At 42.4% G+C, this 24,496-nt stretch carries 18 protein-coding genes and 1 pseudogene; 5 read left to right on the forward strand and 14 right to left on the reverse strand.

Annotation, left to right across the window (positions count from 1 at the left end):
* The first annotated feature begins 13 nt into the window (after nt 1-13).
* A complete protein-coding gene (locus tag V7L07_RS33485; protein WP_442936056.1) occupies nt 14-274 on the forward strand; it encodes a DUF3011 domain-containing protein in 261 nt (86 codons plus the stop codon).
* 226 nt (nt 275-500) lie between these two features.
* Here V7L07_RS33485 and V7L07_RS13745 read toward each other — a convergent pair whose 3' ends face one another.
* The 6 genes from V7L07_RS13745 to V7L07_RS13770 form a co-directional block, all read right to left on the reverse strand.
* On the reverse strand, nt 501-1,718 hold the full coding sequence (locus V7L07_RS13745; protein ID WP_335058610.1) for a glutathione S-transferase family protein: 1,218 nt from the start codon (nt 1,716-1,718) through the stop codon (nt 501-503).
* Between the two features lie 213 nt (nt 1,719-1,931).
* A complete protein-coding gene (locus V7L07_RS13750) occupies nt 1,932-3,032 on the reverse strand; it encodes an ABC transporter substrate-binding protein (RefSeq protein ID WP_335058701.1) in 1,101 nt (366 codons plus the stop codon).
* Between the two features lie 79 nt (nt 3,033-3,111).
* A complete protein-coding gene (locus V7L07_RS13755; RefSeq protein WP_335058612.1) occupies nt 3,112-3,363 on the reverse strand; it encodes a hypothetical protein in 252 nt (83 codons plus the stop codon).
* Nucleotides 3,364-3,423: 60 nt separating this feature from the next.
* Nucleotides 3,424-4,290, reverse strand: coding sequence for an ABC transporter substrate-binding protein (locus V7L07_RS13760; RefSeq protein ID WP_335058614.1), 867 nt, complete (start codon nt 4,288-4,290; stop codon nt 3,424-3,426).
* A gap of 419 nt (nt 4,291-4,709) precedes the next feature.
* Nucleotides 4,710-5,930, reverse strand: coding sequence for a chromate efflux transporter (gene chrA, locus V7L07_RS13765; RefSeq protein ID WP_335058616.1), 1,221 nt, complete (start codon nt 5,928-5,930; stop codon nt 4,710-4,712).
* A 730-nt stretch (nt 5,931-6,660) separates the two neighbouring features.
* Nucleotides 6,661-8,169, reverse strand: a complete 1,509-nt coding sequence (locus tag V7L07_RS13770; RefSeq protein WP_335058618.1) for a UbiD family decarboxylase — start codon at nt 8,167-8,169, stop codon at nt 6,661-6,663.
* A 917-nt stretch (nt 8,170-9,086) separates the two neighbouring features.
* On the opposite strand from V7L07_RS13770, the gene V7L07_RS13775 reads away from it, so the two are divergent.
* Nucleotides 9,087-9,599: a hypothetical protein gene (locus V7L07_RS13775; RefSeq protein ID WP_335058620.1), complete on the forward strand. Its 513-nt coding sequence runs from the start codon at nt 9,087-9,089 to the stop codon at nt 9,597-9,599.
* Nucleotides 9,600-9,705: 106 nt separating this feature from the next.
* Here V7L07_RS13775 and V7L07_RS13780 read toward each other — a convergent pair whose 3' ends face one another.
* Nucleotides 9,706-10,287, reverse strand: a complete 582-nt coding sequence (locus tag V7L07_RS13780) for a thioredoxin family protein (protein WP_335058622.1) — start codon at nt 10,285-10,287, stop codon at nt 9,706-9,708.
* A 141-nt stretch (nt 10,288-10,428) separates the two neighbouring features.
* Complete coding sequence (locus tag V7L07_RS13785; protein ID WP_335058624.1) at nt 10,429-10,644, reverse strand: chlorophyll a/b-binding protein; 216 nt, start codon at nt 10,642-10,644, stop codon at nt 10,429-10,431.
* A 331-nt stretch (nt 10,645-10,975) separates the two neighbouring features.
* On the opposite strand from V7L07_RS13785, the gene thyX reads away from it, so the two are divergent.
* Nucleotides 10,976-11,698: an FAD-dependent thymidylate synthase gene (gene thyX, locus V7L07_RS13790; protein WP_335058626.1), complete on the forward strand. Its 723-nt coding sequence runs from the start codon at nt 10,976-10,978 to the stop codon at nt 11,696-11,698.
* A 120-nt stretch (nt 11,699-11,818) separates the two neighbouring features.
* Here the strand turns inward: thyX and V7L07_RS13795 are convergent, their stop codons facing one another.
* From V7L07_RS13795 to V7L07_RS13820, 6 genes and pseudogenes are all read right to left on the reverse strand, one after another.
* Complete coding sequence (locus V7L07_RS13795) at nt 11,819-15,094, reverse strand: efflux RND transporter permease subunit (RefSeq protein ID WP_335058628.1); 3,276 nt, start codon at nt 15,092-15,094, stop codon at nt 11,819-11,821.
* Between the two features lie 206 nt (nt 15,095-15,300).
* Nucleotides 15,301-16,734 (reverse strand): efflux RND transporter periplasmic adaptor subunit, encoded by a 1,434-nt coding sequence (locus V7L07_RS13800; RefSeq protein ID WP_335058630.1) that lies wholly within the window; start codon nt 16,732-16,734, stop codon nt 15,301-15,303.
* Nucleotides 16,735-17,163: 429 nt separating this feature from the next.
* The gene (locus tag V7L07_RS13805) at nt 17,164-17,490 is read right to left on the reverse strand and encodes a WD40 repeat domain-containing protein (RefSeq protein WP_335058703.1); all 327 of its coding nucleotides are present in this window, start codon (nt 17,488-17,490) and stop codon (nt 17,164-17,166) included.
* A pseudogene (locus V7L07_RS13810) lies at nt 17,476-17,757 on the reverse strand (WD40 repeat domain-containing protein); the annotation flags it as partial. The gene V7L07_RS13805 and the pseudogene V7L07_RS13810, both read right to left, overlap by 15 nt.
* A 332-nt stretch (nt 17,758-18,089) precedes the next feature.
* Nucleotides 18,090-19,874, reverse strand: a complete 1,785-nt coding sequence (locus V7L07_RS13815; RefSeq protein WP_335058632.1) for a tetratricopeptide repeat protein — start codon at nt 19,872-19,874, stop codon at nt 18,090-18,092.
* Nucleotides 19,864-21,156, reverse strand: a complete 1,293-nt coding sequence (locus tag V7L07_RS13820) for an ATP-binding protein (protein ID WP_335058634.1) — start codon at nt 21,154-21,156, stop codon at nt 19,864-19,866. Before V7L07_RS13820 ends, V7L07_RS13815 begins: the two co-directional genes overlap by 11 nt.
* A 621-nt stretch (nt 21,157-21,777) precedes the next feature.
* Between V7L07_RS13820 and V7L07_RS13825 the strand changes: the two genes are divergently transcribed.
* Together V7L07_RS13825 and V7L07_RS13830 are read left to right on the forward strand one after the other, a co-directional pair.
* Entirely contained in the window at nt 21,778-23,100 is a 1,323-nt protein-coding gene (locus tag V7L07_RS13825; protein ID WP_335058636.1) for a hypothetical protein, read from the forward strand.
* An 832-nt stretch (nt 23,101-23,932) separates the two neighbouring features.
* A complete protein-coding gene (locus V7L07_RS13830; RefSeq protein ID WP_335058638.1) occupies nt 23,933-24,493 on the forward strand; it encodes a nitrate transporter in 561 nt (186 codons plus the stop codon).
* Nucleotides 24,494-24,496: the final 3 nt, after the last annotated feature.

Consider the following 24,496-nt stretch of genomic DNA (forward strand, 5'->3'; position numbering starts at 1 on the left):
TGCTGCCACCTTTATGGTTGCCAGCATTAGTATAGGTACACTTTTGGGCGTTGCAGCTCCCGCTTCCGCTCAGGAGATAATCACTTGTTCAAGTCGTAATAATCAGAGAAATACTTGTTCAATACGTAGTAGAGGAAGAGTGAGGCTTGTTAGGCAGTTGTCTGATGCCACTTGTAGAGGAAATTGGGGCTATCGGAATGATCGTATTTGGGTGAAAAATGGTTGTCGGGCTGAGTTCTCAGTTGGCGATCGCAGAAATGGCAGGTACAGATAGAAAATGAACCCGATCGCATCATCGGTGGTAGTTAAAAATTATCCAGACTACCACCGTGCTAAATAGAATTTTAGCTTGTCAGTAGCGATCGCTAATAATGCTAAGGGACTGACAAATCAAAAAATATCCAATTAACTCTTGTGGGGTGGTCGTCTCGCCCGCCATACAAACTGGGCAGGCAAGATGCCCACGCCACAATATTGGGTAATTTATTTCTTGGAGTTCCCTAATAGAGAGATGCCAACACTTTATCTGCTGCTGCCCGGAATGCAGTTGCAGCACCAGCGCTCATATCCCGTGGCGCACAGATGCGATTTCTCACATAGGCAAGTGTGATGGCTCCAATTGCGGCCGCAGTTGGATCGGCATTGTCTTTGCCACCCACGCGTCCCCACGGTAATGCTGCACCATTGCCGTTGATGAGATAGTCAGCCAGCAATCTCAGGTGAAAATCAACTGCTTCTTTAACGGCTGTTGTGTCGCCATTGACTGCCAATGCTTGCACCCCAGAGTTTTTGAGGATATCTCCTAAAGCAACTTCTCGGTTATCAGTCAACCTCTCAGCCGCTTCTGCCCGAAATTGGATTTCTTGGCTAGCTGCTGGATCGGGGGGCAAAGGATTGCCGATTGGCGTTACACCCCATCGGCGACGCAGGAGTAAATTGTTGGTGGTATCATCCGATTTGACGCGCTGATAGGCAGGACGCTGCTTAAGTGCTTCAAACCAAGCGTTGATCCGCGGATATCGGGGATTTCCTTTGAGGTGATATCCCCGATAAACGGGTAAGTTAGCCGCCAAACGGTCTAAATGAGGGCTGTAGGTAATATCTACCACGCTAAATGTTGACAAAAAGTAGGGGCCAGCATACTTTCCAAGAAGTTGTTCGAGTTCGTCTAATTTTGCTTCAAAAGCTGCCTGTAAGCTGGCTAATTCATTCGGATCTTCAGGAGCTTGTCTGAGAAATTTGTAAGCGATATCTCTCACACCATTGGTTTCAGCATCCTCAAGCCATTGCCTAGCAACTGCGTTTTCCTCTGGGTCTTCAGGGAGCAAGGTTGGCCCAAATTGTTCTTCTAAGGCTAAGAGAATGTCTTTGGATTCATAAACTAACTTTCCCTCAATTTTTGCAGCCGGGACAAGGGTTGTAGGAACTAAGTCTGTATACCATTTAGGCTTGTTAGTTAAGTCGATAAACTCTGTTGCAAAGGGAATTTCCTTTTCTTCGAGAGCAAACCAAACTCGTTCGCAAAATGGACACCAAGAGTTAGTATCGCGGTAGAGCAATACTGACGGTTCTGTATCTGGTGGCAGTTTATGGAGACTGCTAGGGATAGGAGCAGTAGAAGGAGATTGCCCTGGTCTACGCACCCGTCGAGCAGGGGTATTTTTTTGGGCAATTTCTAACAGTTGTTCCCAGCTAGTTACTGTGTCTTGAATGGACATATTTCACCTTAATTGAAGTTAACTTTTTGATTGTCAGTCAAACCGTTGATTGACCACACTCGGTCCCTCGGCTTATAGTAAGTAAAAAAACTACTCATCACTTATGTATTTGGTACAAGCCCCGCCCGATAGCGGAATCTTCTTATGCAAGAGAAGGTTGATACTCCACCCGCAAGTGGCGTAGTCTTTTAACTCAGCACTCAGCACTCTTCATTATTTGCATTTATTAATCGCATTGGTAAAGCTTCCATCCCATAATGGTTTCACGTCAACCTTCGTAGGGATGACTCCGGCACGATAAAAGGTGTCGGCGACATCTTGCTGAGAAGCGATCGCTTGTTGGGAAATTGGCAGCACTTTCGATGGCCTTTGTTTTAGCCCCTCTTTGGCATCTTTAAGGACAAAAGTTTCATCCACTCCAATTGCTTTTGCATAGTTCTTTGACCACACCTCTATATTCGATGCTTGCCAATCTTGCGATTTTTGAATGCGGCAGAGGAAGTCTGCGATCGCCGCTTTTTTATTAGGATCGGCGATCGCACTCGGCGCGGCGACAATGGTAAAATTGCCGCTGAGAATGTTTTTCGCTGATTTGAGTACCTTCGCTCCGTCTTTCTGCGCTTGCTGGATTGCGTAACCGTAAGTAGCCCAGGCATCTAAGTCGCCTCTCCTGAAGGCAGAGAGTCCGTCAGGAATAGTTAGCGGTACGGCATTCACATCTTTAAGCGTCAATCCCTCTTGTGCCAACATCTTAATTAAGAAGTAATGGGCTGTAGTCGCTTTCACATAGCCGACTTTCTTACCTTTAAGGTCACTAAACTTCTTCGCTTTGGAATTTTGTGGTATGAGTACGACTTGACCCACTGTCGGCCCCTTAATGGAAGCAATGATTTTTACCGCCCCTTGGGATTGAATTGCAAAAATCGGTGGGATCTCGCTAGCACTACCAATATCAATAGCATTGGCATTGATTGCTTGTACGATAAAGTTTCCGCCAGTAAATTCTGTGAACTCAGTTTTGTAGGGAAATTTATCTTGCCCAGATAACTTGAGTTGCAAATCCCAACCGCCTTTGAACTTAGAAGCACGTAGGGTTACGTTTGACAAGTTGGCCGCAATCGGGTAAGCGGCTGTAGCATTTTGGGAGTTGCTGGTAGTAGTGGCGATCGCTAAACTCAAAAAGGAACCCAGTGCAAACATTGCCGAAAGACTTCGCATTGAAATAGGGACTGTGGATTGGGAACTAGGGATTGGGGACTGGGAAGATTTCGACCGACTCCAAGTTGGGATGAGATCAAATGGCTGGAACTTCATAGACAAATTAGTTACTCCTTGGTTGAACTTAAGACCGTCACTCAATTTAGGATTTTGAATTAATCAATCTAAAATTCGATCATTTACATTGATTAATTGCATTGGTGAAGCTTCCATCCCATAGCGGTTTTACATCAACCTTCGATGGAATAACGCCTGCACGATAAAAGGTATCAGCTACATCTTGTTGGGAAGCGATCGCTTTTTGAGAAATCGGCAGTAATTGCGATCGCCGCTGTTTTACTCCCTCTTTGGCATCTTCGAGGACAATTTTTTCATCAACTCCTATACTTTGAGCATAAGTTTTAGACCATTTATCTATATTAGACATCTCCAGAAATTAAAGATGCGTTACCCAGAACCCTTGTAGAGACGTAGCACTGCTACGTCTTTACATTCTTTTTCGGAGATGTCTATTGGATTCTTGCCAATTTTGCGCCTTCTTCACCCGACAAAGGAAGTCTGCGATCGCTGCTTTTTTGTCGGGATCGGCGATCGCACTGGGGGCAGCTGCAATCACAAAGTTACCACTCAGAATATTCTTTGCTGATCGGAATACTTTTGCCCCATCTTTCCTGGCTTGATGGATGGCATAACCGTAGGTAGCCCATGCACTTAGGTCGCCTCTCCTGAAGGCAGAGAGTCCATCAGGGATGGTCAATGGTTTGGCATCAACATCCTTGAGTGTCAAACCCTCTTGCTCTAACATCTTAATTAAGAAGTAATGGGCTGTAGTGGCTCTGACATAGCTGATGGTCTTTCCTTTGAGGTCGGCGAACTTCTTAGCTGTGGAGTTTTTTGGTACGAGTACAACTTGGCCAACAGTTGGCCCCGTCCTGCTAGCAATGATTTTGATTGCAGCTTTCGACTCAATGGCAAAAATGGGCGGGATCTCACTAGCACCACCCAAGTCGAGGGCGCCGGCGTTAATTCCCTGCAAGATAAAGTTTCCCCCTGTAAATTCTTTATACTCAACTTTGTAGGGAAATTTATCTTGCCCAGCTAATTTGAGTTGTAAATCCCATCCTCCTTTTTGCTTACCTATTCGCAGTGTCACATTTGAGAAGTTGGCTGCGATGGGGCGGGCGGCTGTCGCATTTTGGGAGTTGCTGGTAGTAGTAGCGATCGCTAAACCCAAAAAGGAACCTAGTGCAAACATTACCGAAAGACTTCGCATTGAAATAGGGACTGGGGATAAGGGGTAATGGGGACTAGGGATTGGGGACTGGGAAGATTTCAACCGGCTCCAAGTTGGCATGATTAAATGATTGAATATAGATATAAAAATTGGCATGAAAAACTTATCTGTCATGTTTTAAATTTAAATTTAAAGTATGCACAGATGTGTGCTACAAAGCAAAGTAGCAAACTTTTATAGATAGTAGCCCTAGAGTTATAGAATGGTATATTTACAGCTTTTCAAAAGCTGAGTTATTCAACTCTAACAAAACTCCGGTAAGTTTACGTATTTACCGGAGTTAATGGTGATTATCACATGAAAATAGTTTGAAAGCAAGATTTAATTTATCTATTTTTTGACTTGTTTCAGCCAGTAAAATCAGCAAAATCTCTATAAATTCGAGGCAGAGAGAGGATACAAAGCTGAAGTCAAAAAATACACTTAAACGAATAAGTGTTTAAAATCAAGCTAATAGCTGCTCTACAATACTTGCAATTTCATCGAATGTAGCCCAAGAGTGAAGCACCCCATCCAATGAAAGCGCTACCAAAGACAAGCCATGCAGCATTGATGCGAAAGCGAATGGCTAAAATGGCTGAGACGATAGCGATCGCCAGGGCGAGAAAATCTACAAATGGGGCTTGTGGTAATTTTAAAGTTGCTGCCCCCAGTTGAAGAGTAGTAACAACCATTAACGCTACAGCACTAACATTCACAGCATCCAAAAAGGCTCTAGTCCAAGAAGAAGCCCGTAAGCGTGGGATTAGGGGATTTAGAGCAGCAACAAAAACAAAAGAAGGTAGAAAAATCCCGATTGTGGCTACAATAGCGCCAGGTATGCCGGCAATGACATAACCGATAAAGGTAGCAGTGGAAAGTACTGGGCCAGGAGTAAATTGACCAATTGCGATCGCATCTAGTAACTGTTGTTGTGTCAGCCAACCGTATTCTTGAACTAATCCCCCTTGGAGAAAAGCCACCAAAAGGTAGCCACCACCAAACAAAACACTACCAACTTTTAGAAAAAACCAACCCAACTGCCATAAAGAAACGTTGGTTGCAGTAGATGCAGTAGCGACTAATGCAGCAATAGCCGCTGATGCCTTCAAAGTTGCACCTGTGCTAAGACTAGCAATTAAAAAATTGGCTTTATCTCCTGGTTTATCGTTTTGATCGCCAGAATGTAACCAAATCATACCCAGCAATCCCCCAATTAATAGGGCAACTACTTCATTTAATTTCAATAATAATGTCAGTAATGCTACAGCCAAAGCAATTACTAGTAATTGGCGAGTTTTCACAGCCTTTTTTGCCAAGCCCCAGAGGGCATTGATGATGATTGCTAAAACTGCTGGTTTAATGCCATAAAGTAAGGGGGCGACTTGGGGTAGAGTGCCGTAGGCAACATAAACCCAAGCAAACCCGCCAGTAATTAGAACCGCAGGTAAGACAAAACAAACGCCTGACACAATCAGCCCCAGCCATCCTGCATAAATGTATCCTATATGAATAGCCATTTCTGTGGAATTTGGGCCAGGAATTAGGTTAGTTGCCCCCAGCAAATCTAGAAAATGCTCCCTTGTCAACCACTGACGGCGCTTAACCACTTCATCTTCAATCATGGCAATATGGGCAACCGGGCCGCCAAAGCCGATAACGCCCAGTTTAAAAAATAGGTTGGCGAGTTCACCCAAACGACTTGGTGCTGAGTTAGTCATTGTTGTAGAGAAAAAATAGATTTAGGCTACCACAGAGGCGCAGAGGACACCGAGAGAAGAATTAACAATTCAAAATTCAAAATGACGCTCTTGACGCTCGATGACTCGCTTGCCGCCGGCGCTATCGCTCTTAGCGTCTCCCCTTCTCCCAAAGGGAGAGGCTAACGCCAAGGGAGAAGACTCGCTCTAAGCGTTGGCGCAGCCTCTCGTAGAGAAGCCATGCCGCAGGCTTTACGCTGCGCTAACAAAATTCAAAATTAAAGACATTCCAGACGTTCGCGTAGCGTCTCGTAGAGAAGAGAAGTGCCTTGCGCGGGTTCCCCGCGTTGTGGCAACTGACGCTCCTCCGTCGCAGCGTTGCCATGCCGTTGGCGCAGCCTCTCGTAGAGAAGGCTTTACGCTAGCGCTAACGGGGGATTTAGCGAGAAACGCGGTCTTGGGATGCATCCCAAGTGGAGCGATTTCTCAAGATAAACCCCGACTGAAATGGCTACTACATGTAGATATAGGGGTCTTAAACCCTTTAATTTAACGTGAGTTCGACAAGTCTTATTTGACCTCTCCCCCAGTCCCTCTCCGTGTCGGAGAGGGGAGCAAAAAGCTTAATTTTTCGTTGCTCCTCCCTTTCCGTTTCGGAGAGGGAGGTTGGGAGGGAGAGGTTCGTCGAACTCACGTTAACCGAACAGTATTGGAATGTGTGTAACTTGTCCGGTAAAGTTGAGCTAGCACATTACCTCATATCGTAACCAAATAAATTTGGGTCTACTTCTCCTAACTGCAACTCTGCCAAACCATACTCCGCCCATCGTCTCTCTACCATCGCCGCCACATCAGGGTCAGATTCCAAAGGCGAACCCCATTCATGGTCTGTTTCTGGTGGAATTTTTGTAGTTGCATCAATTCCCATACGTCCACCTAAGCCAATTTTCTCACTGGCAAAATCCAACGTATCAAAAGGTGTATTCGGTAAAATAAAGACATCCCGCACTGGGTCAACCTTGGAACTAATTGCCCACACAACTTGACGCGGATCGCGAATATTTATATCTTTATCTACAACAATTACAAATTTTGTGTATGTAAATTGTGGTAAAGCACTCCAAAACGCTAAGGCTGCCCTTCGTGCTTGTCCCGGATACGCTTTATCAATGGAAATAATCGCCGCTTTGTAACTCAAAGCTTCCATTGGTAAGAAGAAATCGACAATTTCTGAGACTTGTTGCCGCAGTATGGGAGTATAAATGCGATTGAGTGCGATCGCCATCATCGCTTCTTCTTTCGGTGGACGGCCGCTAAATGTTGTTAAGTAAATCGGATTTTTCCGGTGTGTCATACACTCAAAGCGGATTAATGGCGAATCTTCCACGCCGCCGTAATAACCCATGTGGTCGCCAAAGGGCCCATCTGGTAAAACTTCTCCTGGTGTAATCGTTCCTTCCAAGACAAATTCGGAATCTGCGGGAACTTCCAAATCTACAGTTTTACACTTAGCCAATTGCACACCAGAACCACCATAAAGTCCAGCAAATAGCCATTCTGATAAATCTACAGGGATGGGTGTGGCAGCTGCCATAATAATTAGAGGATCTACCCCAAGTGCGATCGCAACTTCTAATTTCTTCCCACGTTCGGCCGCTTTTCGCAAATGCCTTGCTCCACCCCGCACCGATAACCAGTGAACTGTCATCGTATTCTGAGATTGTAGTTGCAAGCGATACACGCCTACATTTGGCGTACCCGTCTCACAATCTTTGGTAATTACTAATCCCAGCGTGATAATCTTGCCAGCATCACCAATATAAGGACGTATTAAAGGTAATTTGTTTAAATCTAAATCATTACCTTGAATTACAACTTGTTGACAAGCCGGGAAAAAATCACGTCCTGGTTTTGCTTTCACCACGTCAAACAGCACTTTGCCAAAATCTATCGCCTGGGAAATCTTCTTCGGCGGTTTTGGCTGTTGCAGCATACTTAATTTTTTTCCCAGAGTTTCCAACTCCTCTGGATGCTGCATATTCATCGCCCAGCAAATCCTTTCCACCGTTCCCATCAAATTCACCGCCACCGGAAAGGAAGCGCCTTTGACGTTTTCAAACAACAACCCCGGCCCACCTTTTTGCAGCATCCGGTTGGAAATTTCAGCAATTTCTAAATCTGGGTCAACTAAAGCTGAAATTCGCCGTAATTGTCCCTTCTCTTCCAATATTTTAATGAATCCCCGCAAGTCTCTCGCCATTGTTCTAATAAAGCTGATTATTTAAGAAGTGTGAAGCGCTTTCTTATATTATGGGGCATTGGGTATTGAAAAGAGGCAGAGGGGCAGGGTGCGGGGGGCGGAGGGGAAAACTCTTCTCCCTTGCCCCCTGCTCCCTTGCATCTTCCCTGCTCCCTTACTCCCTGATTCGAGAAATTGTTAATTTTAATTGGAAATTAACCTATTTAGTAACTTTTCTTAACTGTGTTTGCCAAAGTATTTAGTTATTGTATCTAGGGATACGCAATTATTTTTTACAAATAAGCGCTAACCTAATCAAACATGGCCGGAATATACTATACCTTCCTGGCAGGCGGTCTTGTTATACGGCTCCTGCTGGGTTTATTTTTTTTATAAGCTTTGACTGATAAAGAGCTAATCGGTTTGATTAATAGCCTTAGTTGAGATGTGACAAATCATCATAGTATTGTCGCAGAGTTATGTGATTTAACCTTGAGCTAAAGCGCCCAACATCAAAGCACAGTCAAAGATAGATTTATGCCAAGTGCCTAGATGCAAACCCTTAGAGACAGCAAAAGAGGGTCGCTAAATAATTAACTTATGAGAAAGGTCTTCGTGAGTTTCTACGGTTATAACAAAAGCCGACATTAGGATACACTGGCTTTTGAATACACCGGAACGACTCCCGCTGTGAGGCTATAGCTTTAGAATATTTACAAGCTTTACTTACGAATTAGCTCTTTCTAGAAAAAATACCGTTTTTGCTGTGTAAGCTGATATTCTACCTGTTTCTATGCGGCTTTGTGTAGCTTATTAACAAATCAGCGGATTCATTAATATTAAGCCTGCTTTACTATTTAGTTTCTTACCCTGACCTATTAGACTGCCTAGTGTGTTCATTTCATTTTGTTCAATAGCTTTTAGCCCTTATCGCTCCCATGCTGACCCATCACCGCAAGCCCGTGTGCTTATCACTTATTTCCACTGACCTACCAATTTGGTCTGTTGTCGAAACCGCTGCGACATTGTATCAAAAAGATACTGATAGATTCCATTTACTGCTGACCGCACCGCCTCTAATTAGCTGCGAAGTAGAGAGTGTCCTGAGTCCAGAAGACACACTACCCCAAAGTAAGAGCAAAGCTTATACCCCTAACAGTCCCAGAATTTTGTGGCTGGAGATTTCTCCTTATCGGGTAATTATGACTATGCAAGGTAACGGCCAAGTGAGTTACCGTCACTTTTGGGAACAGGGCGTTTATGGCATTAGTCGCTATTGGTTGCCAACTGAATCATTGCAACCTAACAATCCTATTCGTTTAAGAAATTTTACTAGTAACCTAACTCTCAACGGACATCCCTTGCCGGAGCATTTGCGTTTGGAATATGAATTGTGGGCAGAAAAAGTCCAATTAGGATGCTACATACTGAATTTGGAAATTAAACATTGATAGTTATGGGGAGTAGGGAGTAGGGAACAAGGGAGAAGAGTTTTCCCCTCCGCCCCCCGCACCCTGCCCCTCTGCCTCTTTATCAATGCCCAATACCCAATCCCTTTTAACCAAAATAATTGGGTTGGTTTCCAGGTTTCCATTTAATATTGCAACCAACACTTGGCTTTTGCTCACTCGTAACAGGTTTACCCGCTAGCACTGCTTCAATGGCTGCGCGTAAATCTGCCCCTGTTACGGGTTTACCATTACTGGGGCGGCTATCATCTAGTTGTCCCCGATAAACAAGTTGGCGTTGGTCATCAAATACAAAAAAATCTGGCGTGCAAGCTGCTGTGTAAGCTTTTGCAGTTTCCTGGCTCTCGTCGTAGCATAAGGTAAAATTCAATCCTAATTCCGTGGAAAATGCTTGTAACGACTCTGGCGCATCATCTGGATAATTTTTGGCATCGTTAGCACTAATGGCAACGATCGCTAAATCACCTGTAAAATAATCTTTTCCTAACTGCACTAGTTCGTTTTGGACATGTTTTACAAACGGGCAATGCCGACAAATAAACATTACCAAGAGTGCTTTTTTATTTGCAAAAGTGGAAAGTGAAGTTGCCTTTCCAGATACCACTTCTGGTAGATGAAAATCTGGTGCTTTAGTGCCTAATGGCAACATAGTTGAAGCAGTTAAAACCATAATTTACCTGATAACTTAATGCTGATAACTAACGGCTTTTGCTATCAGTATAGTTTTACTCTAGCACTAAGTTTTCCATAGATTAAGAGACGGTATATCTACCGTCTCTTAATTTTGCTAGGAGTTTAAATAAATTAGTTTTTACAGATTTGCCAAAATACCAACGATACCGTGTCCTGTGAATACTTCTAATGCTATCAGAGAGACAAAACCAATCATTGCTAAACGACCATTGAGTAATTCTGCATAGGTAGTGAAGCCAGTGCGATCGCCTTGCTCATCTATATAAACTCTTGGCTCGATCGCAAAGTTGTTCAATTTGCCTTGGTCGTCAATTATAGCAGTGTTTGTACGCATGGTTTCTTCCCTGTCTTCTTTTTATGTAAATAACTGTAACAAACTCATTAATATTTGTAAAGTATCTTAATCCGATCGAGTCAGCTGTTGCGCCTGCAAATTGCATCACAAGCATGATTAGGCATCATCCTCTCCCTTGCTCCCTGCACCCTGCTCCCCTGCCGCCCCAATGTGCAAACTGTAATCACAACAGCTTAGAAGTCCAAGCCAGAGAAGAGATATGCCAGAGAAGAGATATGATAATGAATTGAGTTCACAGCCATGTCTAAGCAACAGGCTCTACTCGTTATTTGTCAGCACTTTCAGTCACAAATTCATTCCCTAACAGCTAATGCATCGATTTCGAGTAGAGGTTATTGCCAAAACACCAAACCCGCAGCAGGTAATTTATGCCGCGATGCACCAAGACTATACTGATGGGTTTGTGTTTGACGAGCGCGACTCCTGGCCTTCAGAGTCACAAAGCGGCGAAGTTATTGTTAAGCGGCTTTTAGCGGGTGAGAGGGGACATTATGGGCCTTTAGAGCATCCCCAGATTGTTTTTAACTGTGGCTACTTTCCCCACAGTGTCATGCAGCAGGCGCGTACTCATCGTGTTTCTGTATCATTCGATGTACAATCTTTTAGATATACGGGCAACCAATTTATTGACGTAGTAGAAGGTAAGAAAGACATAGAAGATGTTTTTTATCTACGTCCCGTTGGTTATTACACTGATAGACAAGGCAAAAAGTACCACTATTCACCAGAGCAACGAGGAGCAGATTTGCAATGGTGTCTAGAAGCGGCTAAACGATATAAAGCTGATTTTGAGGCTGGGATGTCTGAAGAACATGCAAGAGGTAAAGTGCCTTTTGATTATCGTCAGCATTTTGTAGTGAGTTTCAATTTAAGGTCTTTTTTGCATTTTTGTGACCTGAGAAATAAAAAAGATGCTCAACTTGAAATTCAAAAGTTATGTGAAATGATGTGGCCTCATTTTGAAGATTGGACACCTGCGATCGCACAATGGTATGAAAAGCAGCGTCTAGGTAAGGCAAGGTTAGCACCTTAGAGCAGCTCCAACAAGGGAGGCGGAGCCTCTAGGACGGCATTCCCAGTCGGAGACTGGGAACGAGGTAAATAGACCATCTGGTTCAAATACATGAAAACTGCTGTAAGCTGCATTTACAAATTACGCTGCCTGTTTGCGCCAATTGCGTTTTTTGAGCTTTGTTTGCCAAGACTCCATGTAGGTGTAGAAAACGGGTGTTAAATAAAGCGTGAGAAACTGCGAGAACAACAACCCCCCAACTACAGCTAAACCAAGGGGACGGCGTGTATCTGCTCCGGCTCCCAAACCAAGGGCAATGGGTAGCGTACCCATGAGTGCTGCCATTGTTGTCATCATGATTGGGCGGAACCTCACCAAGCAGGCTTCATAGATTGCATCATAAGGAGTTTTGCCGTTTTGACGGGCAATAATTGCAAAGTCAACCATCATAATGCCGTTTTTCTTCACAATACCAACCAGCAGAATAATCCCCACGAAGGCGTAAATATTCAAGTCAACTTGAAACAGCAACAGGGTGAGTATTGCCCCAAATCCAGCAGAGGGTAAGCTAGAAAGGATTGTCAGTGGGTGAATGAAGTTCTCGTAGAGAATCCCCAACACGATATAAATCACCAGGATGGCAATCAGCAGTAGCAATCCTAACCCCTGAATTGAAGATTGAAATGCCTGTGCTGAACCTTGGAAGGCTGTACTAATAGTAGGTGGCAGAGTTTGACGGGCGAGTTCCTCAATTTTCCCTGTGACGTTACCGAGTGACACTCCTGGCTTGAGGTTAAAGGAGAAGGTGACAGATGCCAGCTGCCCTTTGTGGTTGATGGTTAAGGGGCCAACATCCTTGCTCAAGGTGGTGACAGCGTTGAGAGGTACAAGTTGTCCACTGGGCGCACGAACTGAGAGTAAATCTAGGGCGTTGGCATTTTGCTGATATTTGGGTTCCACACCCATAATTACTTGATACTGGCTATCGGGGGCGTAGATGGTGGAAACTTGGCGAGTGCCATAAGCATTACTCAGAGCAGTTTCGATTTGATTGGCGGTTAAACCTAGAGCCGAAGCATGGTCGCGGTTAATGTCTACTTTGACTTGGGGATTCTTGATTTGCAAATCGCTGTTGACATCTTGTAAATCTGAGAGCGATCGCAGTTTTTCTTCTAAAGCTGGAGCATACTGGTAAAGTTCTTGAATATTGGGAGTTTGCAGGGTAAATTGATACTGCGCTTTTGTCTGTTGTCCACCGACATTGATGGCTGGGGGATTTTGCAAGAAAACCTTAATTCCTGGCACAACTGACAACTTCGGTCGGAGTTCCTGCACAACCTCATCAGCACTGAGATGGCGCTCATGGCGGGGCTTGAGTTCGATTAAAATTCGTCCAGAGTTAGCGGAAGCATTGGGGCCACCAGCCCCGACGCTGGAGTTGATGGAATCGACATTCGGATCACGGTAAGCGATCGCAGCTACAGCCTGTTGATGTTTTACCATCTCATCAAAGGATATATCCTCTGATGCTTGAGTAGTTGCCGTAATTTGTCCAACATCTGCGTTGGGAACAAACCCTTTAGGCACAATAATAAATAGATATACTGTCGCTACAAGAATCGCTCCCGAAATCACCATCGTTGTGCGGTGATACTTGAGTGATTTCTTCAAACTCCAATCGTATCCACCCAATATCACATTAAAAATGTTTTCCGAAAAGTTGTAGAGACGACGGTTAAAGTTTTGGATTTTGGATTTTGGATTTTGGATTTTGGATTGTGAATTGAGAATTTTTCCCTCATCTTCCCCTGCTTCCCCTGCTTCCTCTGCTTCCCCTGCTCTCTCATCTTCCTCATGATGAGGTGGACTCAAGAATCTGGAACACAGCATTGGCGTTAAGCTGAGGGAAATTACGCCAGATACCAAGATGGCAACGCTGATGGTAACGGCAAACTCGCGGAACAGTCGCCCCAGAATGCCTTCCATGAACAGTATCGGGATAAATACCGCTACTAAGGAAATGGTCATAGATAAAATTGTGAAACCAATTTCTTTAGAACCATTTAGGGCTGCTTCCATGCGGCTTTCGCCCATTTCCATGTGGCGGACAATGTTCTCTAGCATGACTACGGCATCATCTACCACGAAACCGACTGAAAGAGTTAACGCCATCAGTGACAGGTTATCGAGGGAGAAGCCCAGCAGCACCATGACCCCAAAAGTCGCTACTATCGAAAGTGGTACTGCCAAACTGGGAATAACTGTTGCAGAGATATTACGGAGAAACAGAAAGATTACCAGCACTACCAAAGCGATGGTGAGCAACAGCGTGAATTGTACATCATCTACCGACTCGCGAATTGACTGGGTGCGATCGTAGAGAATATCCATGTTCACGGCTGCCGGAATCTGTGTCCGAAAGTTGGGTAACAGTTTCTTGATTGCATCCACTACTTGAACAGTATTAGTTCCCGGTTGGCGCTGAATTGCCAAAACGATCGCCCGAACGCCAGAATTTTGGATTTTAGATTGGGACTTCTCTTCTACGCTCCCCTGCTCCCCTGCTCCCTTACTCTCCTTCTTGACAGGAAAATACCAACTCGCAATCTTATCATTTTCCACACTATCCAGAACTTGACCTAGTTCACCTAGCTGCACTGGTGCGCCGTTTTGATAGGCCACATTCAGGGAGCGATAGCTGGCAGCATCATTGAGTTGACCGTTTGCTTGAATGGTAGAATTTTGTTGCTGACCGTAAAGTGTGCCAGTAGGGAGATTAACATTTCCGTCAGCGATCGCATCAGCTACTTCATCGATTCCTATTCCCTTTACACTCAGCGATTCGGGGTCAAGCTGAATTCGTACTGCGTACTTTTGGGAGCCAAAAATCTGCACTTGTGCCACTCCATCCACCATTGACAGGCGTTGTGCCAACAATGTCTCAGCATACTTGTCTACAGTTGACAGAGGCAGAATAGACGAATTGAGGGAGATATAAAGCACTGGTTGATCCGCCGGATTTACCTTTCGGTAAGACGGAGGATTAGGCATATTCGTCGGTAATTGTTTCGCTCCCTTAGAAATAGCAGACTGTACATCTTGAGCTGCGCCGTCTATATCCCGATTTAGGTCAAATTGCAGCGTCAGTTGTGTAGTACCCAAAGAACTGGTAGAGTTCATCGAACTCAATCCCGCTATGCTAGAAAACTGCTGCTCTAAGGGGGTTGCGACTGAGGCAGCCATTGTTTCTGGACTAGCTCCAGGCAGGTTAGCTGTTACTTGAAGTGTCGGATAATCTACATTGGGCAGGTCACTAACGGGTAGCTGTTGGTAACTGAGCAGCCCAAATATCAAAATGCCAACCATAACTAGAGTCGTCATGATTGGACGCCGGATGAATGGCTCGGAAATGTTCATCGCGTTCCCTTAAATGAGTGCTGAGTGAAGAGTTAGGAGTGAAGAGTTAGGAGTTAGGAGTTAGGAGTGAAGAGTTAGGAGTTAGGAGTTATTAAGTAGGTCGGCAGAATAAAACCAAACTATGTTAACAAAAATAAACAAGGCTAAAACCCTCCTGCCTCCTGCCCCCTGCCTTATCCCAACGATAAATATTGACGCCCACCTACTTATTTTCCCTCTGGCTCTCTGCTTCCTACTTTCGGTTTCACTTGGACTGTGGCACCAGCCACTAAGTTGAATTGTCCATCAATGACTACTTCTTCACCTGATTTCAATCCTTGTTTGATCACCGTTTCGTTTCCAACGGTGTCACCGAGAGTAATTGGACGCATTTCTGCTGTTTTGTCGGGTTTAACTACATACACAAACTGTCCCTGTTGTCCACTTTGTACCGCCTGAGAAGGAACAGTAATTGCATTTGGTTCTTCGCTCAGTTTGAGTACTACATTGACAAACTGCCCCGGAAACAAGCGCTCGTCAGTGTTGGCAAAAGTACCCTTTAGTTGTATAGTTCCTGTTTGGGTATTGACTCCACTATCAACAAAGGTGAGTTCGCCTCGTACCGGATGCCCTGCATCTTTCGGAGGTAAAGCATCGACTTCTAGCTTGCCGTTATTAGCACTGTATTTTTTAATATCTGGCAGTAGTCGCTGGGGAATGGAAAAGTTGACGTAAATCGGGCGAATTTGACTGATTGTCATTAGCGGATCAGTGGCATTTGCCTGTACTAAGTTCCCTTGATTTAGCTTTAGGCTGCCTGTGCGTCCGGCAATTGGTGAGTAGATAGAACTGTAGGAAAGCTGAACTTTGGCGTTGTCAATGGCAGCTTCATCTGATGCTACTGCTGCTTGAGCGTTTTGGACATCTGCTTGGGCTGCTGCTACTGCTGCCTGAGCATTTGCTACTCCACCTCGATCCGCCTCTACTGTCGCCTTTTGAGCATCAGCACTGGTTTGATATTGTTCAGCCTGTTCTTTACTGATTGCCCCTTGCTTGAGCAAACTAGTATAACGTTGAGCTTGTGCATCTGCATTTGTTGCCTGGGCTTTATCTTTCACTACGTTCGCTTTTGCCTGGTTCACTTGAGCGATCGCTTTTAACACGTTTGCCTGTGCTTGTTTCACCTGCGCTAAATCTTTGGCTTTAGCAGCGTTAGCCTGCATCAGCGCGGCTTGTAGAGGACGAGAATCAATTTTAAATAACAAGTCTCCCTTTTTAACGTTCTGCCCTTGCCGAAAATAGACGCCAGTCAGTTGTCCACCGACTTGAGACTTGACAGATACCGTTGAATATGATTCAACTGTTCCCGTAGCCGATAGCTGTATTGGAATCGTTTTTTGAGTCGCAGTGGCAACCACCACTGGCACAGCTCGTTTTTTTCCTGCTTCTTTACCGCTTGATTCGGCTTCGGAAGCATTACAGGCACTACACAAGTAGGCCAAACTTAATACAAGTAGCGAGAACCGCCCTCTTTGAATAACCCTCTGAAAACGAGGAATAGTTTGAGCAAGCTTTATCGTCTGAAAAGGGTCTAAACAGCGCATATCAACAATCTGGGGAAAGGGGGAAGCACACACATGTACTAGCTTGTAATTAGACATCGCATTTTCCGCAAAATGATGGGTTGCGATTAATTTTAGTTAGAAAGTTATAATTGTTAGTTAAGCTAAACATTAGTGTACTAATAATTATTTTTTTCGCCTACCCCTTTTGGAGGGAAATTGTTGTTAAACTCTTGTGACTTTTGTACTAAGTTATTGTGACTTTTGTACTATGTTGTATGTTTGCATTATTTTACAAGAAGACAGGCTGAAAGCCCTCGAAGATGTGACTTAACTCATCCCCGGCTTCAAGCTGGGGGGTTTCTGACTTTCTGCGAATAATTTAACGTGAGTTCGACAAGTCTTATTTGACCTCTCCCCCAGCCCCTCTCCGTTTCGGAGAGGGGAGCAAAAAGCTTAATTTTTCGTTGCTCCTCTCTTTCCGTTTCGGGAGGTTGCGAGGGAGAGGTTCATCGAACTCACGTTAATTTAATAAACCCCCTTCCTCCTGGGGTTTTTATCAGCATTTTTATAATCTACTGCTCCCAATGCCATTAGGGTTGCTTTTTGTGCTGTGTTTAAACCTGTGATGGCTGTGATGTTCATACCTTCATAGGGGCGTGGCGATCGCAATATTTCCCGACACTCTCCTGTATCTACATCCCAAAGTCTAATTGTCTGGTCTTGACAAGCACTAGCTAAGATTTGTCCTTTTGGGTGGAAGGCAATTCCCAAAATCCAATGGCTGTGTCCTAACAGTGTTTTCAGGCATCTTCCTATCTGTGTATGCCAAAGTTTGATGGTGCGATCGTGAATACAACTAGCAACTATATTACCATCAGGACTAAACTTAACACCAGTGACCATTTTTGTGTGTCCTGACAATGTTTGCTGACAATTGCCTGTATGGATATCCCATAACTTCACACTCAAGTCAGATCCAGCACTAATCAACATTTTACTATCTGGACTGAAGGCAATCGAGTAAACCCAACTCTGATGTTCCTGTAGCGTTTTAAAACATTCCCAAGTTTTAGTATTCCACAGTCTAATAGTGCCATCTTCACCACAACTAGCGAGAGTTTTTCATCAGCACTGAATTTAACCCATTATCTAATGACTGGCCTCAGGCTCCTGGAGACTTTAATCATATTGGGATTATCAGAGCGCATTCTCAAGGAAGTTCTGTCATTAAGACTTCTGAAGGTAATAGAGGAAATACCAGTGGTAATTTCACTCGCAATTTATCTGCTGTATCAGGAATTATCAGAATCCGTTAACTGATAAAGTAGATTAAATAAAAAGTTGCGTAGTTTACCACCGTAGGCATCGCACTTGCCAATCTACGCTGATTTTATACGATTATATTCTGTGTAACTTGATGAGTGAATGCGATCGCACTTTCTACAACAAGGTTATTTTATGCGATCGCACTCTCCATCATTCTGCATTGCTGCGGTAAGTTTTTCTAAATTTTGACGAACAGTGACACTACGGAGATGATTTACACCCCAGACTCGTTCACAAATATCTAAAGCTTGCAAATAAAGCGGCTCTGCTTCAGCATAACGCCCCGTTGCACGATAAATTTCTGCCAAATTGTTGAGACTTTCCGCAACATTAGGATGATTTTCTCCCAACAAAAGCTTATCAAGTTCTAAGGCTTTTATACATAAGAGTTCCGCCTCATTGTAACGTCCCTGTTCTCTATACATATAACCCAAAGCGTAGATAGTATCTGCTAAAAGGGGATGCGCCTTTTGCAATAAACGCTGCTTGAGTTCTAATGATTGCAAAAACAATGCTTCGGCTTGATCGTAGCGTCCTTGAGCGCGGTATATTAAACCTAAATTGTGCAAATCTGTTGCAACATCAGGATTCTCTTCTCCCAAAAATCGCTTATCTAATTCTATTGCTTGTTGCGATAACGGTTCAGCTTCACTGTAACGTCCTTGATGATAATAAAGTAGCGCTAAATTATTCAGTATGAGAGCAAAAGAAGGATGATTTTCGCCAAGCAAACGTTTTTCGAGTTCTAATGATTGCAGATATAGAGGTTCTGCTTGGTCATAACGTCCTTGTTCATCATATAGTAATGCCAAATTGTTCAGACTAGCGACAACATCAGCATGGTTTTCTCCTAACAGGCGTTTCCTCAGTTCCAAAGCTTGTTGATATAAAAGTTCTGCTTTACTATATTGTCCAGTAGATTTATAGAGTCCTGCCAAATTATTCAGGCTAGTCGCAAAAGAAGGATGGTTGTCTCCTAGCAGGCGTTTCCTCAATTCTAAAGCTTGTTTATATAAGGGTTCGGCTTCGCTGTAGTTTCCGATTGCACGATATATTCCTGCTAAATTGTTGAGGCTAGTAGCTAAGTCTATCTGCAAACCTAATTCATTTTGTAATTCACTCGCCTGACGCCAATATTTAATTGCTAATTCTTGTTCTTCTTGATAATTTTGAGATTCACCACGCTCTAATCTGCTGCGGTAAATATCACCTAACCTTGAATATAAAGTAGCCAAGGTGGGATCTTTAGTTCCTTGTTCCTGTTCGACTTTCTCTATTAGCCTTTGCAAATCTTGGATGGGTAAGAAAAATTGATTAGTTTTATTAGTATCTGTGCTGGCTAATTCTGTATCTCGAAAAACAAAGCGGATATTTTCTAATTCTTTACCAGTAATAGCATTTGTCTTTTGAGATTCAAACCGAAATACACCATTACGCCAACTCCAAAAATCAGGCGCTTTTTTAATCAGGTTAACTAAAATTTGGTTAGTTACCCAAAGTACGATCGCAAAAGGAAATTCGCGCAATCCTTCCCTTGTCCACTGTAAGTAACCAAAAAATTTCTCCTGTTCTGATTGCTCATTTCCCAATCTGAGAAAATAAAGTTGTTCAGCACCCGTCACAGTAATTACCACCGGGTTTTGCTGACGAAGATATTCTTCTTGTTGTACTAGTTGGTTAAGAGCAGCTTTCAGGCTCGGTTCCTGACGTGCTAAAGTCACTCGATATGGACGAAACTTATGTTGTAGTTCGGCTTCATATTGGGCAATAATTTCATCACGAAAGCTAGCATCATCGCAAACCGCAATTAGTAAATTTAAACCCCGCTTTTGAGCTTCAATAGAAACAATTAAATCATCATACGCATCTTGATTTTCTCCCTCATCATCTAATAATTCCTCATTTAACATTAATAGCTCCCTGTCTTCTCAAGGTTTCGATAATAATTGGATGAACATCGTACCAAGTTTCATCAGTGCGATATTCAAGAACATATAGCCCATGTAGCAAATCCAAAAACTCTGGTTGTTTGGGGTCATTGGGCATAAATTGTTTATAAACACTCTGCAAAATATCTATATCAACTTTTCCTAACCGGATAGAAAAGTCATTGCGGATTTTATTGATCGCTTGCAGGAGAATTTTATCATCAATAATAACTTTTGCTGAGGGATTTCGCCGAATAGTCCGCAAACAAATGCGGCAACATTCCTTAGAAATCCGAATTACTTCTCGCAATACACCACCACTATAAATCACAATTTTTTCAGCAGTTTCTGCCGCGATTAATTCACTGGGAATCCGTTTTTGTAAAACTTCACCGAGAATCTTTGTTGCTTCTGGGCGAGGTTGAGCATTAGGGAAGCGATTTTTACCTTTCTCAAAGATTTTTAATACAGGCATTACCACAACCTGGTCGTTGGTTTCAGTGGCAATTATTGTGCTAATAAATGTTTCCCGAAGGACTGCAATGGGGATGGTGTAGATAATTTGAAAGTTAGGTTGACAAAGAGCTTTAATGTTATCTCGATAAATTTCGTTAACTCTACCTAAGTCTAGTTTATCTAAATCATCAATAATTACTAAAACGTTTTGTTTAGTTGCAGCTTGTATTAGAGCCGCAATTTCGTTAATTCTGGCAACTAAATCTGATAACTTGCGTTCAAATTCTTGCTTAATTTCATCCCGGACGGTTGCATCAGCTTTTAATTTAGAGCTAATCAATTTTAAGAGGTCAAAACCTATACTAGCTTCTGCTTGCAAATTTAATTCTTCAGTGCGAGTACGGGTAGCAAACCACTTATAAAGAGCTTCTTTCGTAGATTGCGGAATATCAACTTTACGTGCTTCTGCCTCTGTCATTAAATTAACTGCGATCGCAAATAGTATATTAATATGATTAACAGCCGACATCTCAATTTTGTCAGCAATAGAAAACAGAACCACAAAATATTTATCTTGAATTTGTCTGCTAAACTCAGCTAACAAAGTAGACTTACCACATCCTCGATGTCCTGTAAAGACTATTTTGCCATCTCCATTAGGACTATCTTCCACTAATTGGTTCAGGTCTGCAATTAAATCATCACCATATTCGACTCTAAATCTTTCCATTTCGTTCCGTTCCATCAACGGAAATAGTTCGAGATTGCTGTATGCTTCTTGAAAGGAGTTTAATAAGTCTTGAGACATTGGATAGTGCCAGGAAAGTGCTAACTATCCATATAATGGCTCATGATTTTTGAAGTAGAAGTTCAGGCAATTACAGCTTTACTAACTCCGTCAATAAATGAGTACTAGGTGATACTGTCGTATGTTTTCAAAGAGGATACTTTATCTTTCACAATCTCAACCGGGAAGCAAGTAATAGAGGTGAATCTAAATAAGAGTGAACAATAGATTATACATTCGACAAATCTTAATAAATAATAGATTATACATTTGAAATAGTGAAAGTTACCTAACAAATCAAGAAAATTAAATTTTCATTTATAAAATAAAATTTTTAGCTTGCTTTGCTTCTGTATCCTCTTGCTATCCATAAGAGAGTAAAATCCAGTAATTTCTACGATGTGCTATAACGTTTCTCATTCAGATGGGTACAACGTTATATTGCAAGGTGTAGGGGCTGATGTAGAGACGCGATAAATAGCCTCTTGAAATACCAATTATCTACACCAGTAACCCTTAACCCAAGCGTATTGGGTTATAAAGATAAGTTGGAGAGCGCATGACAAGTTTTTTAATATACAGAATCACTCAAGTATGGTTACACTACCGACATAGTAATCACTGTTGGTGGAATACCGAGCGATGTATAAAAACGCTAAAAAATTTACTGCTATTTTTCTGTTGGTTTTTCTGTTGATTGTTTCTATCAACTTTGCAGTAATTGCTCAAGATAGTTCAGATGTCCCTGCTGTGAATTTTGCATCGCCTCAAGTCTGTTCAGTGCCCCCTAATCTTAAAACTCAACAAGTCATTGCTGACAACGATCGCACCCAAGTTACAATGGGCGATCGCATCAGGATAAGAGTTGAAGGATTAGCAGCAGCAACCAGAAATGCAACGGCTAAAAATCCATTTGATCCTCGCCAATTAGTGTTGTATCTAGATGGCTATGAACTAGAGGATGTCCACGGAGAACCAGTCACCGTCCTGATTCCGGGTAAAGATCAAAGCAAAATTGTTGATGATAATTGGTTAGCATTTCTCCTGAAACGTACCAACTCGTCTCAAGCTGCATGGAATACGCTTCTTGGTCAAGGAAGCAGATATAGTATTAACGTGATTCCGGGAGTAGGCTGTCCCAAGAAACTGGCGATTCCGGTGAGCAATCCTTTATCACCTCCTAAATTAAAAATAGTTCTGTTATCATGGCGATTTTGGCTGTCTCTGCTTCTACTTCTGGCTATTGCATTAATATTCGTTAGATATTGCCGAAATGCCCTTCGTAGCCCTGGAATAGAAGGGGTTTACTCTAAAAAAGAAGTAATCCCTAGTGGGGAACTGTTAATCCCACAAAAGCTTGAAGTTCAAAAACAAACTCGGAAAAGCCGAATTGCTCAATTTTTTCTTGGTAGAAAAAAATTGTACAAAAACCCCTTCAGTCTCTCGATATCTCAACTTGCTTTTTGGACGTTTCTAATTTTTGGTTCTTACCTGATTATCTACGGCATCACAGGAGATTATGCTAATATTTTGACTCGACAATCACTAATTTTATTAGGAATTAACTCTGTAACTGCATTTGGTACTTCGTTAATTGATGGCCAGGGTAATGAGGAAAATAGAAAAGGTAGTCAAGGAATTTCTGAAGGTTTTTTCACTGATATATTATCGGATATTAATGGAATCAACTTTCATCGGTTCCAAACATTTATTTGGACAGTTGCGATCGGATTATTCTTTGTTTTGGAAGTGATTAAAAATCTGGCAATGCCGGAATTTGATGATACACTTCTGACACTACAAGGAATCAGTTCTGCAACATATCTTGGACTTAGAGGGCAAGAACAGCATGGTATGACAAAAAATCCAGAATCTTCATCTAAAGAAGATAACTTATCTGAACTACCCATTTTAACAAAACAAGACAATCCACCAGAGAGCAATCCATCGATTCCTCCTAACTAAATCTTAGAGATTGTTTTAAAAGTGACTTGTTGTGATTTTAGGCACTTATTAAACTTCTTCAACCCAGGATCGGTAGTTTTTGTTTGTGTAGTCGCGATTTATAATCGCCAGGGCTGGTATTAAATTAGACTTTTCAAACAGCCTCTAATACCATTTCACTTTAAAGTTGATACGCTTGGGTTAGTGTCAAAAACCTTTAGTTGTATAGGTTGAGTTGAGGAACGTAGATCCAACATTTCCAGGGCTTTGTTGGGTTGCGCTTTACTTCACCCAACCTACAATTTTTCTTAACTTAAAGTATTGCGCTATATTCTGTATTGCTAATAACAAACTTTGCTATTTATTTAGTATTAAAAGTTGTAGATATTCATACTTAGTATAATCATCAAGCAAGTAAATTATGGAAATTGTATTGAATTTACTAATCGCGATTTGCTTTTCTGATAAAGTTTAGTAAAGATAAATTTTACCTCTTCTTTGTACTACTCCTCTCAAATCGTAATCATACCTAGTTTTTTTAATTAGCCATTAATAAGGAGAAGATTTAAAAATTCAAAATTCAAAATTCAAAATTAAAGACATTTTAGACGAGGATTTAGCGAGAAACGCGGTTTTGGGCTTTGCCCAAGTGGAGCGATTTCTCAAGACAAACCCCGACTTAAATGGGTGCTACATGTAGATTGCAGGTTCTTAAACCCTTTAATTTACGATAAAAAATCTTGTAGAAATCAAAAATCAGGTGTAATTAAATACCTTTTCCATTTGCTGTTTTGTGTTGATGCCGCAGTATTTCCCAAATGTTTTCTATGAGAACTGAGGCAGAGAAAATAATATGTTTTTAGACATTGTAGCTAGCCTACAACGGTTATTTGTTGGTTACATTCCAGCCGTTGTATTGGGTAGTTTCGTTGGATATTTCATCGGTATGAATAGCGTGATTTATCAGATGTTTAGACTGATATTTCAGATACCGCACAGTATTCCTCCTATAGCTTTGCTACCTATTGCCCTAATAGCATTTCAAGAGAGCGATACGGCTGCTATTATAGTAGTTTTTCTAGGAACTCTCTGGACGATGATTATTAATACAGCAATAGGTATGCGGCATTTTCAGAGACAGAATAATAACTTTCGAGTAGCTATTTTTCATATATTTCATGCCTTGAAAGTTAGTATTTGGGTAGCCTGGTTTATAGTTATTGCCACAGAAATGTTAACAGGTCCCAAAGGACTTGGCTTTACTCTTTGGGAGGCTTATAAAGCTGGCAATACTGATTATGTAATCCAGGTAATCATCTACATCGGGATTATTGGCTTTTTGCTGGATCAGTTACTAGATTTCGCAGCTTATATTCTCTCGCAAATGGTTTCAGATGGCAAAAAACCTTCTTAAACT

The sequence above is a fragment of the Nostoc sp. genome, assembly GCF_036916985.1.
Classification (GTDB): domain Bacteria; phylum Cyanobacteriota; class Cyanobacteriia; order Cyanobacteriales; family Nostocaceae; genus Nostoc.

Bases quoted from the DNA above. Each gene is read 5' to 3' on its own strand.
- V7L07_RS33485 (WP_442936056.1), top strand. From the start codon at position 14: ATGGTTGCCAGCATTAGTATAGGTACACTTTTGGGCGTTGCAGCTCCC.
- V7L07_RS13745 (WP_335058610.1), bottom strand. From the start codon at position 1,718: ATGTCCATTCAAGACACAGTAACTAGCTGGGAACAACTGTTAGAAATT.
- V7L07_RS13750 (WP_335058701.1), bottom strand. From the start codon at position 3,032: ATGAAGTTCCAGCCATTTGATCTCATCCCAACTTGGAGTCGGTCGAAA.
- V7L07_RS13755 (WP_335058612.1), bottom strand. From the start codon at position 3,363: ATGTCTAATATAGATAAATGGTCTAAAACTTATGCTCAAAGTATAGGA.
- V7L07_RS13760 (WP_335058614.1), bottom strand. From the start codon at position 4,290: ATGCCAACTTGGAGCCGGTTGAAATCTTCCCAGTCCCCAATCCCTAGT.
- chrA (WP_335058616.1), bottom strand. From the start codon at position 5,930: ATGACTAACTCAGCACCAAGTCGTTTGGGTGAACTCGCCAACCTATTT.
- V7L07_RS13770 (WP_335058618.1), bottom strand. From the start codon at position 8,169: ATGGCGAGAGACTTGCGGGGATTCATTAAAATATTGGAAGAGAAGGGA.
- V7L07_RS13775 (WP_335058620.1), top strand. From the start codon at position 9,087: ATGCTGACCCATCACCGCAAGCCCGTGTGCTTATCACTTATTTCCACT.
- V7L07_RS13780 (WP_335058622.1), bottom strand. From the start codon at position 10,287: ATGGTTTTAACTGCTTCAACTATGTTGCCATTAGGCACTAAAGCACCA.
- V7L07_RS13785 (WP_335058624.1), bottom strand. From the start codon at position 10,644: ATGCGTACAAACACTGCTATAATTGACGACCAAGGCAAATTGAACAAC.
- thyX (WP_335058626.1), top strand. From the start codon at position 10,976: ATGCATCGATTTCGAGTAGAGGTTATTGCCAAAACACCAAACCCGCAG.
- V7L07_RS13795 (WP_335058628.1), bottom strand. From the start codon at position 15,094: ATGAACATTTCCGAGCCATTCATCCGGCGTCCAATCATGACGACTCTA.
- V7L07_RS13800 (WP_335058630.1), bottom strand. From the start codon at position 16,734: ATGTCTAATTACAAGCTAGTACATGTGTGTGCTTCCCCCTTTCCCCAG.
- V7L07_RS13815 (WP_335058632.1), bottom strand. From the start codon at position 19,874: ATGTTAAATGAGGAATTATTAGATGATGAGGGAGAAAATCAAGATGCG.
- V7L07_RS13820 (WP_335058634.1), bottom strand. From the start codon at position 21,156: ATGTCTCAAGACTTATTAAACTCCTTTCAAGAAGCATACAGCAATCTC.
- V7L07_RS13825 (WP_335058636.1), top strand. From the start codon at position 21,778: ATGTATAAAAACGCTAAAAAATTTACTGCTATTTTTCTGTTGGTTTTT.
- V7L07_RS13830 (WP_335058638.1), top strand. From the start codon at position 23,933: ATGTTTTTAGACATTGTAGCTAGCCTACAACGGTTATTTGTTGGTTAC.